The sequence below is a fragment of the Enterobacter cloacae complex sp. P40C2 genome, assembly GCF_014930695.1.
In the GTDB taxonomy this organism is placed as follows: Bacteria; Pseudomonadota; Gammaproteobacteria; order Enterobacterales; family Enterobacteriaceae; genus Enterobacter; species Enterobacter pasteurii.
Genome location: NZ_JADBRP010000002.1, coordinates 1 through 14,036, shown reverse-complemented (window position 1 = coordinate 14,036; position 14,036 = coordinate 1). Strand labels below are relative to the sequence as shown.

General features: G+C 54.7%; 16 protein-coding genes. 8 read left to right on the top strand and 8 right to left on the bottom strand.

Annotation, left to right across the window (positions count from 1 at the left end):
* From accA to tilS, 4 genes are all read left to right on the top strand, one after another.
* Positions 1-960 (top strand): acetyl-CoA carboxylase carboxyl transferase subunit alpha, encoded by a 960-nt coding sequence (accA, locus tag IM304_RS05375; RefSeq protein ID WP_013095666.1) that lies wholly within the window; start codon positions 1-3, stop codon positions 958-960.
* 100 nt (positions 961-1,060) lie between these two features.
* Positions 1,061-3,193: a lysine decarboxylase LdcC gene (locus IM304_RS05370; RefSeq protein WP_193355740.1), complete on the top strand. Its 2,133-nt coding sequence runs from the start codon at positions 1,061-1,063 to the stop codon at positions 3,191-3,193.
* A 66-nt stretch (positions 3,194-3,259) separates the two neighbouring features.
* Entirely contained in the window at positions 3,260-3,649 is a 390-nt protein-coding gene (locus IM304_RS05365) for a VOC family protein (protein WP_148420151.1), read from the top strand.
* 58 nt (positions 3,650-3,707) lie between these two features.
* Positions 3,708-4,994, top strand: coding sequence for a tRNA lysidine(34) synthetase TilS (tilS, locus tag IM304_RS05360; RefSeq protein ID WP_193355739.1), 1,287 nt, complete (start codon positions 3,708-3,710; stop codon positions 4,992-4,994).
* Positions 4,995-5,020: 26 nt separating this feature from the next.
* On the opposite strand, the gene rof is transcribed toward tilS, so the two are convergent.
* Complete coding sequence (gene rof, locus IM304_RS05355) at positions 5,021-5,281, bottom strand: Rho-binding antiterminator (RefSeq protein WP_148420153.1); 261 nt, start codon at positions 5,279-5,281, stop codon at positions 5,021-5,023.
* Positions 5,268-5,468: a YaeP family protein gene (locus IM304_RS05350; protein ID WP_148420154.1), complete on the bottom strand. Its 201-nt coding sequence runs from the start codon at positions 5,466-5,468 to the stop codon at positions 5,268-5,270. Before IM304_RS05350 ends, rof begins: the two co-directional genes overlap by 14 nt.
* Positions 5,469-5,663: 195 nt before the next feature.
* Here IM304_RS05350 and IM304_RS05345 point away from each other — a divergent pair, with 195 nt between their 5' ends.
* From IM304_RS05345 to nlpE, 3 genes are read left to right on the top strand one after another with little or no spacing between them, the layout of a single operon-like run.
* Positions 5,664-6,209: a YaeQ family protein gene (locus tag IM304_RS05345; RefSeq protein ID WP_193355738.1), complete on the top strand. Its 546-nt coding sequence runs from the start codon at positions 5,664-5,666 to the stop codon at positions 6,207-6,209.
* Entirely contained in the window at positions 6,206-6,622 is a 417-nt protein-coding gene (arfB, locus tag IM304_RS05340; RefSeq protein WP_148420156.1) for an alternative ribosome rescue aminoacyl-tRNA hydrolase ArfB, read from the top strand. The genes IM304_RS05345 and arfB overlap by 4 nt, the downstream gene beginning before the upstream one ends.
* Positions 6,623-6,660: 38 nt before the next feature.
* Positions 6,661-7,359 (top strand): envelope stress response activation lipoprotein NlpE, encoded by a 699-nt coding sequence (gene nlpE / locus IM304_RS05335; protein WP_176608664.1) that lies wholly within the window; start codon positions 6,661-6,663, stop codon positions 7,357-7,359.
* A gap of 45 nt (positions 7,360-7,404) precedes the next feature.
* Here nlpE and proS read toward each other — a convergent pair whose 3' ends face one another.
* From proS to metN, 6 genes are all read right to left on the bottom strand, one after another.
* Complete coding sequence (gene proS / locus IM304_RS05330; protein WP_148420158.1) at positions 7,405-9,123, bottom strand: proline--tRNA ligase; 1,719 nt, start codon at positions 9,121-9,123, stop codon at positions 7,405-7,407.
* Positions 9,124-9,235: 112 nt separating this feature from the next.
* Positions 9,236-9,943: a tRNA (N6-threonylcarbamoyladenosine(37)-N6)-methyltransferase TrmO gene (tsaA, locus tag IM304_RS05325; protein ID WP_148420159.1), complete on the bottom strand. Its 708-nt coding sequence runs from the start codon at positions 9,941-9,943 to the stop codon at positions 9,236-9,238.
* A complete protein-coding gene (gene rcsF, locus IM304_RS05320; RefSeq protein WP_003856133.1) occupies positions 9,940-10,344 on the bottom strand; it encodes an Rcs stress response system protein RcsF in 405 nt (134 codons plus the stop codon). The genes tsaA and rcsF overlap by 4 nt, the downstream gene beginning before the upstream one ends.
* 106 nt (positions 10,345-10,450) lie before the next feature.
* The gene (gene metQ / locus IM304_RS05315) at positions 10,451-11,266 is read right to left on the bottom strand and encodes a methionine ABC transporter substrate-binding lipoprotein MetQ (protein ID WP_006810023.1); all 816 of its coding nucleotides are present in this window, start codon (positions 11,264-11,266) and stop codon (positions 10,451-10,453) included.
* A 40-nt stretch (positions 11,267-11,306) separates the two neighbouring features.
* Positions 11,307-11,960: a methionine ABC transporter permease MetI gene (locus IM304_RS05310; RefSeq protein WP_003856130.1), complete on the bottom strand. Its 654-nt coding sequence runs from the start codon at positions 11,958-11,960 to the stop codon at positions 11,307-11,309.
* Positions 11,953-12,984, bottom strand: a complete 1,032-nt coding sequence (gene metN, locus IM304_RS05305) for a methionine ABC transporter ATP-binding protein MetN (protein ID WP_003856124.1) — start codon at positions 12,982-12,984, stop codon at positions 11,953-11,955. The genes IM304_RS05310 and metN overlap by 8 nt, the downstream gene beginning before the upstream one ends.
* Before the next feature lie 188 nt (positions 12,985-13,172).
* Here metN and gmhB point away from each other — a divergent pair, with 188 nt between their 5' ends.
* Positions 13,173-13,739, top strand: coding sequence for a D-glycero-beta-D-manno-heptose 1,7-bisphosphate 7-phosphatase (gene gmhB, locus IM304_RS05300; RefSeq protein WP_148420161.1), 567 nt, complete (start codon positions 13,173-13,175; stop codon positions 13,737-13,739).
* Positions 13,740-14,036 lie beyond the last annotated feature (297 nt).

Here is a 14,036-nt window from a genome sequence, read left to right as displayed (position 1 = left end):
ATGAGTCTGAATTTCCTTGATTTCGAACAGCCGATTGCAGAGCTGGAAGCGAAAATCGATTCTCTGACAGCGGTGAGCCGTCAGGATGAAAAACTGGATATTAACATCGACGAAGAAGTGCATCGTCTGCGTGAAAAAAGCGTAGAACTGACGCGCAAAATCTTTGCCGATCTCGGCGCATGGCAGATCGCCCAGCTGGCGCGTCATCCACAGCGTCCGTACACCCTGGATTATGTCCGCCTGGCGTTTGACGAATTTGACGAACTGGCCGGCGACCGCGCATACGCTGACGATAAAGCTATCGTCGGCGGCATCGCGCGTCTGGATGGACGTCCGGTGATGATCATTGGTCATCAGAAAGGTCGTGAAACCAAAGAGAAAATCCGTCGTAACTTCGGTATGCCGGCACCAGAAGGCTACCGTAAAGCCCTGCGTCTGATGGAGATGGCTGAGCGTTTCAATATGCCAATCATTACCTTCATCGACACGCCTGGCGCTTACCCGGGTGTCGGCGCAGAAGAGCGCGGTCAGTCTGAAGCCATCGCACGCAACCTGCGTGAGATGTCTCGCCTGAAAGTGCCCGTCATCTGTACCGTTATCGGTGAGGGTGGCTCCGGCGGCGCGCTGGCGATTGGCGTGGGCGATAAAGTGAATATGCTGCAGTACAGCACCTATTCCGTTATCTCTCCGGAAGGCTGTGCTTCCATTCTGTGGAAAAGCGCCGACAAAGCGCCTCTGGCTGCCGAAGCGATGGGCATCATTGCCCCACGTCTGAAAGAGCTGAAGCTTATCGACACCGTCATCCCTGAACCGCTGGGTGGCGCGCACCGCAAGCCGGAAGTCATGGCCGCGTCCCTGAAAGCGCAGCTGCTGGCTGACCTGGCGGACCTGGACGTGCTGAGCAAAGAAGATTTGCTCAACCGCCGTTATCAGCGCCTGATGACCTACGGTTACGCATAAGCCTCACAATTATCCTAAAAGCCGCACATTGTTGCGGCTTTTTTTATACCTGCCGTTTACCTTAACTATGCTTATCTGATGTTTTTCAAGGAGGTAAACCATGAACATCATTGCCATCATGGGGCCACACGGCGTCTTTTATAAAGACGAACCCATCAAGGAGCTGGAGCAAGCCCTTACCGCACGCGGATATCAGCTGATCTGGCCGCAAAACAGCGCCGACCTGCTGAAATTCATCGAACACAATCCGCGCATCTGTGGCGTGATATTCGACTGGGACGAATACGACATGGAGCTGTGCAGCGATATCAATAAGCTCAATGAATACCTTCCGCTGTACGCCTTTATCAACACGCATTCGACCATGGACGTCAGCGCTCACGATATGCGCATGGCGCTGTGGTTCTTCGAATACTCTCTCGGCGTTGCCGAGGACATTGCGATCCGCATTCAGCAGTACACCGGCGAATATCTTGATAACATCACCCCGCCGTTTACGCGCGCGCTGTTCACCTATGTTAAGGAAGGAAAGTACACCTTCTGTACGCCGGGCCATATGGCGGGGACGGCCTATCAAAAAAGTCCGGTGGGCTGCCTGTTCTATGATTTCTTTGGCGGCAACACGCTGAAAGCGGACGTGTCGATTTCGGTGACCGAGCTGGGCTCTCTGCTGGATCATACCGGCCCGCATCTGGAAGCCGAGGAGTACATAGCCCGCACCTTTGGTGCCGAGCAAAGCTACATGGTGACCAACGGCACCTCGACGTCGAACAAAATCGTCGGGATGTACGCCGCGCCTGCCGGCAGCACGCTGCTGATTGACCGAAACTGCCACAAGTCGCTGGCGCATCTGCTGATGATGAGTGACGTAGTGCCGCTCTGGCTGTCGCCAACGCGCAACGCGCTCGGCATTCTTGGCGGCATTCCACGCCGCGAGTTCACGCGTGCCGCCATCGAAAAAAAGGTCGCGGCGATACCGGAGGCTGGCTGGCCCGTCCATGCGGTGATCACTAACTCTACCTATGACGGGCTGCTGTACAACACGAACTGGATTAAGCAGACGCTGGACGTGCCGTCGATCCACTTTGATTCCGCCTGGGTGCCTTACACCAATTTCCATCCGATTTATTCGGGTAAAAGCGGAATGAGCGGCGAGCGCGTGCCGGGAAAAGTATTCTTCGAAACGCAGTCGACGCACAAAATGCTGGCCGCGTTTTCCCAGGCGTCCCTTATTCACATCAAGGGCGAGTACGACGAGGACACCTTCAACGAAGCCTTTATGATGCACACGACCACGTCGCCGAGCTACCCGCTGGTGGCCTCCATCGAAACGGCGGCGGCGATGCTGCGCGGCAATCCCGGTAAACGCCTGATTAATCGTTCGGTGGAGCGGGCGCTGCATTTCCGTAAGGAGGTCCAGCGGCTGAAAGATGAAGCGGACGGCTGGTTCTTTGATATCTGGCAGCCGGAAGAGATCGACGAGGCGGAGTGCTGGCCCGTCGCGCCAGGAGAAAGCTGGCACGGCTTCCGGGACGCCGATGCGGATCATATGTTCCTCGATCCGGTTAAGGTGACGATCCTGACGCCGGGCATGGATGAGCAGGGCGTAATGGGTGATGAAGGGATCCCGGCCGCGCTGGTAGCGAAATTCCTCGACGAGCGTGGCGTGGTGGTGGAGAAGACCGGGCCCTACAATTTGCTGTTCCTGTTCAGTATTGGGATCGATAAAACCCGCGCGATGGGTCTGCTGCGCGGGTTGATGGAGTTCAAGCGCGCGTACGATCTGAACCTGCGGGTGAAGAACATGCTGCCCGACCTCTATGCGGAAGATCCTGACTTCTATCGCAATATGCGCATTCAGGATCTGGCTCAGGGGATCCACAGGCTGATCCGCCAGCACGATCTGCCGCGCCTGATGCTCCAGGCGTTTGACGTCCTGCCCGAAATGAAGCTAACGCCGCACAGGGCGTGGCAGCAGCAGGTGAAAGGCGAGGTTGAAACCGTTGAGCTGGAAAATCTGGTCGGCCGGGTATCGGCCAACATGATCCTGCCTTATCCGCCGGGCGTACCGCTGCTGATGCCGGGCGAAATGATCACCGAAAAAAGCCGGGCGGTGCTCGATTTTCTGCTGATGCTCTGTTCGGTAGGGCGCCACTATCCGGGGTTTGAGACGGATATTCACGGTGCGAAACGCGATGATAGCGGCGTGTACTGGGTGCGAGTCCTAAAATAAAGGGGGCTGCTTGCCAGCGGCGGGCTGTCGGTTGTAACGTTCAGGGCATCATAAAAAGGAGAAGCTATGCTGGGTTTAAAACAGGTTCACCATATTGCGATCATCGCCACCGATTACGCGAAAAGTAAGGCATTCTACTGCGACATCCTCGGCTTTACGCTGATGAGCGAGGCTTACCGCGAAGAGCGCGACTCCTGGAAGGGCGATCTGGCGTTAAACGGGCAATATGTCATTGAGCTGTTCTCTTTTCCCTTCCCGCCTGCGCGTCCGTCGCGCCCGGAAGCCTGCGGCCTGCGCCACCTGGCCTTCAGCGTCGATGACCTGGACAGTGCGGTAAAACATCTGGAAGCCCACGGCGTGGCCTGTGAAGCGATTCGTGTCGATCCCTTTACCGACAAACGTTTCACTTTTTTCAACGATCCGGACGGCCTGCCGCTGGAGCTTTATCAGCAGTAATTGCCTTCATGTGTGATAATGCCCGTTCAGTTCGGGCATTTTTTATGTGTAATTTTCTATGACCTTACCCGCTATCGCTCTCGCCGTTTCACCGTACCGCCAGCTTCTGGTGGGATTTAGCGGTGGCCTGGACTCCACCGTTTTGCTGCACCGCCTTAAGTGCTGGCGCGATCGGGAACCGGACGTCGAGCTTCGGGCGATGCACATTCATCACGGCCTAAGCGTCCATGCGGACGACTGGGTAGCGCACTGTGAAGCGGTGTGCTCAGCGTGGGCGATCCCGCTAGTCGTTGAGCGCGTCACGCTTGCGGATGAAGGGTTGGGCACGGAGGCGCAGGCGCGTAAAGCCCGCTACGCCGCGTTTTCCGGCGCATTACAGCCTGGAGAAGCGTTGGTTACCGCGCAGCATCTGGACGATCAGTGTGAAACGTTCTTGCTGGCGCTCAAGCGCGGCAGCGGGCCTGCGGGGTTATCCGCCATGCCGGAACGCGCGGATTTTGCCGGTACGGCGCTGATTCGTCCGCTGCTGGGTGAAACGCGCGCTTCACTGGAAGCCTGGGCGCATCAACACCATCTGCGCTGGATTGAGGACGAAAGCAATCAGGACGACAGCTACGACCGAAACTTCCTGCGCCTGCGCGTGCTGCCGCTTCTGAACGAGCGCTGGGCGCATTTTTCCGAAGCGGCGGCCCGAAGCGCGATGCTTTGTGCTGAACAGGAAAGCTTGCTGGACGAGATGCTGCGCGAGGAGCTGGAGACGCTAATAACCGCAGACGGTGCGCTGGAGCTGGCGCCGCTGGAGGCGATGAGCCCCGCACGTCGGGCTGCCCTGATTCGTCGCTGGCTGGCGTTTCACCGTGCGGCCATGCCGTCCCGGGCGATGCTCAACCGTATCTGGGACGAGGTTGCACAGGCCCGGGAAGATGCCGCGCCGCGTATCTATCTGAATGGTTTTGAGGTCAGGCGCTATAAGGGCCAGCTCTGGTGGGTAAAATCGTTGCCGTCGCTTGCTGACAGGATCCTCGACTGGCCGTCTCCTGAGCAAGCATTAACGTTACCTGTTAATGCAGGCGTGGTTGCGTTAAGCCGTTCGGGTAACGTGCGTTTGCCCGAGCCGGGCGAGAACGTCACCGTACGCTTCAGGGCCAGCGGCATGCTGCACATCGTCGGGCGTAACGGCGGGCGTAAACTGAAGAAGATCTGGCAGGAACAGAACGTTCCGCCCTGGCTGCGTGATACCACGCCGCTTCTGTTTTACGGTGATACGCTCATTGCGGCGGCAGGGGTATTTGTCACTAAAGAGGGGTGGGCTGAAGACGGTGTAACTTTTGAATGGAAAGCGTAACGGGCAGCCTGGCTGCCCGTTGGTTATCAGGATTCGCTCACCACGACGGTGCCGATTTGCGGGTGGCTAAAACTGGCAATTTTGTCGAGGCGCAGCTCACGCGTCGCACCTGCATCTTCAACAACCAGGTATTCCACGTTCTTACGGGAAACCAGATCGCTGGCCTTTGCCTTAAGCACTTCGCCATCTTTTAGCTCCAGCGTCAGTATTAAATGATGCTGGCAGGCGAGTTCGAGGTTGTCATAGTCATCACAATTGATGGGTTGATAGGTATCATTCATCGACATAATCGCTCACCAGTAAATTCGCCGCAGCGTACGCTGCTTTTTCCCTGACCGATTCAGAAAGGCCCTCATCAGAGGCCACTTCATTTAGCACGTTCAATACACAGCCCAACGCATCCGGGATATACCCCAGATCTCCGCTGGCAATTTCCGCATACCGTCTGCGAATCAACTCACAATAATTATTCACATCCCCTCCTGCCAGCGTACTGACTTACTGTGAGATATCATTAAGCCTACGAAGTTAAACTCGGTTTAGCAAGGTGACTATACCATACTCATTTAAGCAATATCAGCGCCTTGATAAGGGGGGGGGACAAGCTCGTAACAGCCTTTTGCTGCGGTTTTCGCTACAATGTACGCCTGAATCGAAAGGAGTTCTCTCATGGCGCTGAAAGCGACAATTTATAAAGCTGTGGTCAATGTGGCGGATCTTGACCGTAACCAGTTTCTCGATGCGTCATTGACGCTGGCGCGCCACCCCTCTGAAACCCAGGAGCGCATGATGCTGCGCCTGCTGGCGTGGATAAAGTATGCCGATGAGCGCCTGCAATTTACCCGGGGCTTAAGTGCGGAAGATGAGCCGGAAGCCTGGCGGCGCAACGACCACCTGGGTATCGATCTGTGGATTGAGCTTGGCCTCCCGGATGAACGCCGGATCAAAAAGGCTTGCACCCAGTCCGCTGAGGTGGCGCTGTTTGCCTACAACCAGCGCGCCGCGGAGATCTGGTGGCAACAGAATAAAAACAAATGTGCGCAGTTCAAAAACCTTACCGTCTGGTATCTGGATGATGAACAGCTGGCGCAGCTGAGCGAGTTCGCCGGCCGAACGATGGCGCTACAGGCTACTATTCAGGACGGCGCCATCTGGCTCTCTGATTCTCAGAATAATCTGGAAATTCATCTCACGGCCTGGCAGCCCGTGCCATGATTGTTTTGTCCCGAAACGTCAGCATTCCTGATAGCGAGCTGGAGATCACCGCAATCCGTGCTCAGGGGGCAGGTGGACAGCACGTCAACAAGGCTTCAACGGCTATCCATTTGCGCTTTGACATTCGGGCCTCCAGCCTGCCAGAGTATTATAAAGAGAGCCTGCTTGCCGCCAGCCATCACCTGATCACCAGCGATGGCGTAATTGTGATCAAGGCGCAGGAATATCGCAGCCAGGAAATGAACCGCGAAGCGGCACTTTCCAGACTGGCGGCGGTCATAAAAGAATTAACAGCAGTGCAAAAAAGCCGTCGGGCAACGCGTCCTACGCGGGCATCGAAAGAACGCAGGTTGTCCTCAAAGGCGCAAAAATCCACCGTAAAATCACTGCGTGGCAAAGTTCGTCATCCGTAGCGTGACGAAAGGGACACCCTTTTCATAAGGAACGTATCGTGAAAAAAGCATTATTATCAGCGCTGGCCGTAACGAGTCTGTTCGCGCTTTTTGGCTGTAACAACCGTTCGGAAACGCAGGCCTTACAGCCAACGCAAAACGAAGAATTAAAGCCGATGCAGCAGAGCTGGCGCGGCGTATTGCCCTGTGCAGATTGTGAAGGTATCGAAACCTCTCTGTTCCTGCAAAAGGATGGCACCTGGGTAATGAACCAGCGTTATCAGGGAGCGAAAGAACCCTCTTCATATGCAACTTACGGAACCTGGGCACGTACGGCTGAGAAGCTGGTATTGACCGATACCGCTGGAGACAAAACCTATTTCCGCGCCAAAGGCGAGGGGATGGAGATGCTCGATCGCGAAGGTAATCCGATTGAATCCCAGTTCAACTACACGCTGGCTCCGGTAAAAGCGGCACTGCCTGCAACGCCAATGGCGATGCGGGGCATGTATTTCTACATGGCGGATGCGGCGATCTTTACGGACTGCGCGACCGGGAAGAAAGTCAGCGTGGCGAACAATGCCCAGCTGGAGCGTGACTATGCCGTTGCGCGCGGTAATGACAGTAAGCCAGTGTTGCTGACGGTTGAAGGGCACTTTACGCTGGAGCCAAACCCGGACAGCGGCGAGCTGGTAAAAACGCTGGTGGCCGATAAGGACGCGACGTTTACTGCCGGCAAAAACTGCGACAGCAAATAATATTTACCCATAAAAAAACCCCGCGCTGGCGGGGTTTTTTGTTTCTTAACCTTTTATGGCTTTCACCAGGTAATCAAGAATGTCGCCCGTCTTGATCATCTGCTTTTCGCCGTTACGACGGTATTTGTATTCAATCTCGTCGCTGTCGAGGTTACGGTCGCCGATGACGATGGTGTGCGGAATACCAATCAGCTCCATATCAGCAAACATCACGCCCGGACGCTCTTTACGGTCATCCATCAGCACGTCGATACCTTTCGCGCTCAGCTCAGCGTAGAGTTTCTCGGCCAGCTCCTGCACGCGGTAAGACTTGTGCATGTTCATCGGCAGAATTGCCACCTGGAATGGTGCAATGTTATCCGGCCAGACGATACCGCGCTCGTCATAGTTCTGCTCGATAGCGGCAGCAACAACACGCGTTACCCCAATACCGTAGCAGCCCATGGTCAGAACCTGGTTACGGCCATCTTCACCCTGAACGGCAGCGTTCATTGCGCGAGAGTATTTATCGCCCAGCTGGAAGATGTGCCCTACTTCGATACCGCGTTTGATCATCAGGGTGCCCTTGCCGTCCGGGCTTGGATCGCCTGCGACCACGTTACGGATGTCAGCCACTTCTGGGGTCGCCACGTCGCGATCCCAGTTGATGCCGAAGTAGTGTTTCCCGTCGATGTTTGCGCCAGCGGCGAAGTCGCTCATCGCCGCAACGGTGCGGTCAACGATCACCGGAACAGGCATATTCACCGGACCCAGAGAGCCTGGGCCTGCGTTCACCACGGCGCGGATTTCTGCTTCTGTAGCGAAAGCGAGCGGGCTGGCAACCTGCGGCAGCTTTTCCGCTTTCACTTCGTTCAGCTCGTGATCGCCACGAACCAGCAGGGCAACCAGCGGGTAAGCGCTGCCTTCAGCAGATTTCACCAGCAGGGTTTTGACCGTTTTCTCAACCGGCAGGTTGAATTGCTCAACCAGCTCGGCAATAGTTTTCGCGTCTGGCGTATCAACCAGCGTCATCTCTTCGGTTGCCGCAGCACGTGGCGCTTTTGGTGCCAGCGCTTCTGCGAACTCGATGTTCGCGGCGTAATCAGAGGAGTCAGAGAAGATCACATCGTCCTCACCGCTCTGCGCCAGAACCTGGAATTCATGCGAGGCGCTACCGCCGATAGAGCCGGTATCAGCCTGTACAGCACGGAAATCCAGGCCCATGCGGGAGAAGATTTTGCTGTAAGCCTCGTACATTTTGTCGTAGGTCTCCTGCAGAGATTCCTGAGACGTATGGAAAGAGTAGGCATCTTTCATCAGAAATTCGCGAGAACGCATGACGCCGAAGCGTGGGCGCACTTCGTCACGGAACTTGGTCTGGATCTGGAAGAAGTTCAGCGGCAGCTGTTTGTAAGAGCTCAGCTCGTTACGGATCAGGTCGGTGATCACTTCTTCATGCGTAGGGCCGAGAACAAAGGGACGATCGCCACGATCGGCAATACGCAGCAGCTCAGGACCGTACTGCTCCCAGCGACCGCTCTCCTGCCACAGTTCAGAGGGCTGAACAACCGGCATTAACACCTCGATAGCACCGGCGTTGTTCATCTCTTCACGCACGATGTTTTCGACTTTTTTCAGGACGCGCACGCCGGTCGGCAGCCAGGTATATAACCCGGAGGCCAGCTTGCGGATCATCCCGGCGCGAAGCATCAGCTGGTGGCTGATCACTTCGGCGTCGGCAGGTGTCTCCTTCAGAGTGGAGAGCAGATATTGGCTAGTACGCATGTTGTTACGGTTCCATTTCGACGATTGGAACAGGCTGAAACACCAGCCTGACACAAAAAAAGTGGTTTAGTTTACCAGTGTGGCAAAGATGCCAAAAGAGAGGAGAACAAAATTACCTGGGTTCCAGGGCAAACACTTCAAAACCCGCCGCAGTCACGCGCCAGCGCACGTTAAAGTCCAGCAGCCAGACCGCATACGTTTTTCCGGTCTCCTCTTCTTTGCGATAGGCGGGACGGGGGTCCTGCGCCAGCACTTCGGTAATGAAGTCACGAAGACGAGGATAGCGTTTTTCCAGCTGGCCGATTTGGGTCGTTATTTCTGGCGTGAAGTGAACCGGCATATCTGCCTGCGGCGCTTCCTGCGCGTAGCTTGCCCTGGCCTCCGGCAGCGCTTCGGCAAAGGGCAGGTAAGGCTTGATATCAATGACCGGCGTGCCATCAACCAGGTCAAGGCTACCTAACTCCAGAATCACCCGATCTTTCTGACAGCGTATGCCTTTCAGTTCGACCAGCGACATTCCAATCGGGTTAGGGCGGAAGGTGGAGCGGGTGGCAAATACACCCATTCTGGCATTACCGCCCAGACGCGGAGGACGCACCGTGGGACGCCAGCCGCCTTCCATGGTCTGGTGAAACACAAAGACCACCCATAAATGACTGAACGCCTCAAGCCCGCGTACCGCATCGGCCTGATTATAGGGCGCGACAAGATGAAGCTCGCCGCCGCCGTTGATGACCAGACCAGGCTGACGCGGCACGGCGAACTTCTCTTTATAAGGGGAGCGGATAACGCCTATCTGCTCAAACTGAAACGAACTCATTTCGCCGTAATATTAAGCGCAGAACCGATACATACCGCCTGACGGTAGCAGCCTGGCGTACCGCTGGTCACTTCGCAGCTGTGCAGCAGCACCGCGTTGGCTTTCATTTTTGACGCGTTAATCTGCATACGCTTGCGGGCTGTTGGGATATTCGGTGGAGAGTCCTGGTTCGTTGCCTGGCAGGATTCGCCACTCACTTCACCCAGCTCACGGAATGGCTTACCGACCAGCTCGTCGGCTTTCGTAATAATACGTACCGGCGCAGCGCGAGGCGCTTTCGGTTTTGCTGGCTCCGCTTTTGGCGGGGTTGCAGTGCTTTGAACGGGTTCAACAGGAGATCTGCTTAGCATAGAACAGCCGCTCAGCATCAGTGCTAAAAGACAGATCGGTAAAGCACGCATAATAATTCCTCAGTGGATAATCAAAACGTCAGATATTGAAGCAGTTGACCGCACAAATGACAAGACGGGCAAATGCCCGTCTTGATGATATTACACTGAGGTGAGATTACCAGCCTTTAACCGCGCCGCCGTTAAACACCTTGTTGGCTTCCTGGTAAACTTCTTCAGACTGATACGCCTGCAGGAATTTCTTCACGTTTTCCGCGTCTTTGTTGTCTTCGCGAGTCACGATCAGGTTGACGTACGGGGAGTCTTTGTCTTCAACGAAGATACCATCCTTCGCCGGCGTCAGGCCGATCTGGCTGGCGTAGGTGGTGTTGATAACGGCCAGCGCGATCTGTGCATCGTCCAGTGAACGTGGCAGCTGAGGGGCTTCCAGTTCAACAATTTTCAGATTTTTCGGGTTTTCGGTCACGTCCAGAACGGTCGGCAGCAGGCCAACACCTTCTTTCAGCTTAATCAGGCCCACTTTCTGCAGCAGCAGCAGCGAGCGGCCAAGGTTGGTTGGGTCGTTAGGGACGGCAACCTGTGAACCCGGCTGAAGTTCATCCAGAGATTTAATTTTCTTGGAGTAACCGGCAATTGGATAAACGAAGGTATTCCCGACAGCAACCAGCTTGTAGCCGCGATCCTTGATCTGCTGATCCAGATACGGTTTGTGCTGGAAGGCGTTGGCGTCAATATCGCCTTTGCTCAGCGCTTCGTTCGGCAGAACGTAATCGTTGAAGGTGACCAGCTCAACGTCCAGGCCATATTTCTCTTTTGCGATTTTCTGCGCGGCTTCTGCGACCTGCTGTTCAGCACCGACGATAACGCCTACTTTGATGTGGTTGGGATCTTTCTCGTCCTGACCGCAACCCACCAGTGCCAGAGAGCCAATCAGTGCGCCTACTGCTGCAAAGGTCTTAAATTTAAACGCCATGTTTTTTCCTTAACTCGTCGAGTTTGTGTTGTTTGTAACGTTATTTATGCGTAACAGCCCGGACGATACGATCGCCAGAGAATTGGATTAAGTAAACCAGCACAACCAGCAATACCAGAACGGTATTCATAACGGTAGCGTTATAGCCAATATAACCGTACTGGTAGCCAATCTGGCCTAAACCGCCTGCACCTACGGCACCACCCATCGCGGAATAACCGACAAGCGTGATAAGCGTAATGGTCGCCGCGTTCACCAGCCCTGGCAGCGCTTCAGGCAGCAGTACTTTGCGCACGATTTGCATCGGCGTCGCACCCATGGCTCGGGAGGCTTCAATCAGACCCGTTGGGATTTCCAGCAGGGCGTTTTCCACCATACGGGCGATAAACGGCGCAGCGCCTACGGTCAATGGAACAATTGCTGCCTGAAGACCTATCGACGTACCGACGATCACGCGGGTAAACGGAATCATCCACACCAGCAGAATAATGAACGGGATAGAACGGAAGATGTTCACCAGCGCAGAGAGCGTGCGATACAGCTTCGCGTTTTCAATAATCTGACCCGGGCGCGTGACGTACAGCAGCACGCCGACCGGTAGCCCAATGACAAAGCCAAAAAAGCCCGATACGAAGGTCATAGCCAGCGTTTCCCAAACGCCGCGAACCAGTAGCCACATCATCGGCTCAGACATAACCCAGTACCTCTACTTTTACGTGATGTTCCTGCAGCCAGGCAATTGCCGCCTGGGTTTCTTCCTGTGTGCCGTGCATTTCCGTCAGCATAATGCCGAACTTCACGCCACCGGCGTAATCCATCTGCGCGCTAATAATGTTGTTATTAACGTTAAAGCGACGCGCGGTTTCGGAAAGCAGCGGTGCGTCAACGGACTGACCCGTAAACTCCATGCGCAGCATTGGAACGCTGTCTGCAACGGCTTCTGTTTTCAGTCGTTCCAGATAATCTTCCGGAATATCCAGATGAAGCGTGGACTGGATGAACTGCTGAGCCAGCGGCGTCTTCGGATGGGAGAACACTTCGCTTACCGTATCCTGCTCAATCAGCTCACCGTTGCTGATGACTGCCACGCAGTCACAAATACGTTTCACCACGTCCATTTCGTGCGTAATAAGGAGGATAGTCAGGCCCAGACGACGGTTAATGTCTTTCAGCAGCTCCAGAATAGAACGCGTGGTAGCCGGATCTAATGCGCTGGTGGCTTCATCGCACAGCAGCACTTTTGGATTGCTTGCCAGCGCGCGAGCTATTGCTACACGCTGCTTTTGCCCGCCGGAGAGATTGGCCGGATAGCTGTCATGCTTATCGCCCAGACCAACCAGGTCCAGCAGTTCGGTGACGCGACGCGTAATTTCTTCCTTCGGCGTGTTGTCCAGCTCCAGCGGTAAAGCAACGTTGCCGAAAACGGTACGTGAGGCCAGCAGGTTAAAGTGCTGGAAAATCATGCCGATCTGACGACGCGCTTTGGTGAGTTCTTTTTCTGAGAGAGCAGTAAGCTCCTGGCCGCCAACTTCAACGCTGCCCTGGGTTGGGCGCTCAAGCAGGTTAACACAACGGATCAGCGTACTTTTACCTGCACCCGATGCGCCAATGACGCCATAAATCTGACCAGCAGGAACATGCAGGCTGACGTTGTTCAGCGCCTGAATGGTTCGGTTCCCCTGCTGGAACACTTTGGTGATATTGGAAAGTTTAATCATTAGATTATTTTTATCGTATGTAAGTTAGCCGTGGCATTTTCTTCTGCCAGATACGGGGAATGACCGTAAACAAAATGGATGTTAAGGCATCCAGACGTCTAAATCAATCCACCTCTGTACGATGAGCACTTTATTGCGCCGTGATTCATGAGATACTAGCTGAACAAGCCTTTTTCAGGAGCAAACCGGTGGCAAAATCTGTACCCGCAATTTTTCTCGATCGTGATGGCACTATTAATGTGGATCACGGCTACGTCCATGAGATTGATGAGTTTGAATTTATCGAGGGCGTAATAGATGCACTGCGCCAGCTGAAAGAGATGGGCTATGCGCTGGTGGTGGTAACCAATCAGTCCGGTATCGCCCGGGGGAAATTCACCGAAGCGCAGTTCGAGACGCTAACGGAATGGATGGACTGGTCTCTGGCCGATCGCGGCGTCGATCTTGATGGTATCTATTATTGTCCGCATCACCCGCAGGGCACCGTCGAAGCATATCGTCAGACCTGTGATTGCCGTAAACCGCATCCGGGCATGCTTATCTCCGCGCAGGAATTTCTGCACATTGATATGGCCGCGTCTTTTATGGTCGGCGATAAGCTGGAAGATATGCAGGCAGCAACGGCGGCGGGCGTGGGAACAAAAGTATTAGTGCGAACCGGTAAACCAGTCACCCCGGAAGCGGAAAATGCAGCCGACTGGGTCATTACAAGCCTGGCAGAGCTGCCAAAAGAGATTAAAAAGCACCAAAAATAGACGTTTTGGTGAAAAGGTGAGCGGTTGAAATAAAAATGCATTTTTCCGCTTGTCATTCCTCGGCGGCTCCCTATAATGCGCCTCCATCGACACGGCGGATGTGAATCACTTCACAAACAACCCGGTCGGTTGAAGAGAAAAAATCCTGAAATAAGGGGTTGACTCTGAAAGAGGAAAGCGTAATATACGCCACCTCGCAACGGTGAGCGAAAGCCGCGTTGCACTGCTCTTTAACAATTTATCAGACAATCTGTGTGGGCACTCAAAGTGACATGGATTCTTAACGTCGCAAGACGA

Bases quoted from the DNA above. Each gene is read 5' to 3' on its own strand.
- accA (WP_013095666.1), top strand. From the start codon at position 1: ATGAGTCTGAATTTCCTTGATTTCGAACAGCCGATTGCAGAGCTGGAA.
- IM304_RS05370 (WP_193355740.1), top strand. From the start codon at position 1,061: ATGAACATCATTGCCATCATGGGGCCACACGGCGTCTTTTATAAAGAC.
- IM304_RS05365 (WP_148420151.1), top strand. From the start codon at position 3,260: ATGCTGGGTTTAAAACAGGTTCACCATATTGCGATCATCGCCACCGAT.
- tilS (WP_193355739.1), top strand. From the start codon at position 3,708: ATGACCTTACCCGCTATCGCTCTCGCCGTTTCACCGTACCGCCAGCTT.
- rof (WP_148420153.1), bottom strand. From the start codon at position 5,281: ATGTCGATGAATGATACCTATCAACCCATCAATTGTGATGACTATGAC.
- IM304_RS05345 (WP_193355738.1), top strand. From the start codon at position 5,664: ATGGCGCTGAAAGCGACAATTTATAAAGCTGTGGTCAATGTGGCGGAT.
- arfB (WP_148420156.1), top strand. From the start codon at position 6,206: ATGATTGTTTTGTCCCGAAACGTCAGCATTCCTGATAGCGAGCTGGAG.
- proS (WP_148420158.1), bottom strand. From the start codon at position 9,123: ATGCGTACTAGCCAATATCTGCTCTCCACTCTGAAGGAGACACCTGCC.
- tsaA (WP_148420159.1), bottom strand. From the start codon at position 9,943: ATGAGTTCGTTTCAGTTTGAGCAGATAGGCGTTATCCGCTCCCCTTAT.
- rcsF (WP_003856133.1), bottom strand. From the start codon at position 10,344: ATGCGTGCTTTACCGATCTGTCTTTTAGCACTGATGCTGAGCGGCTGT.
- metQ (WP_006810023.1), bottom strand. From the start codon at position 11,266: ATGGCGTTTAAATTTAAGACCTTTGCAGCAGTAGGCGCACTGATTGGC.
- IM304_RS05310 (WP_003856130.1), bottom strand. From the start codon at position 11,960: ATGTCTGAGCCGATGATGTGGCTACTGGTTCGCGGCGTTTGGGAAACG.
- metN (WP_003856124.1), bottom strand. From the start codon at position 12,984: ATGATTAAACTTTCCAATATCACCAAAGTGTTCCAGCAGGGGAACCGA.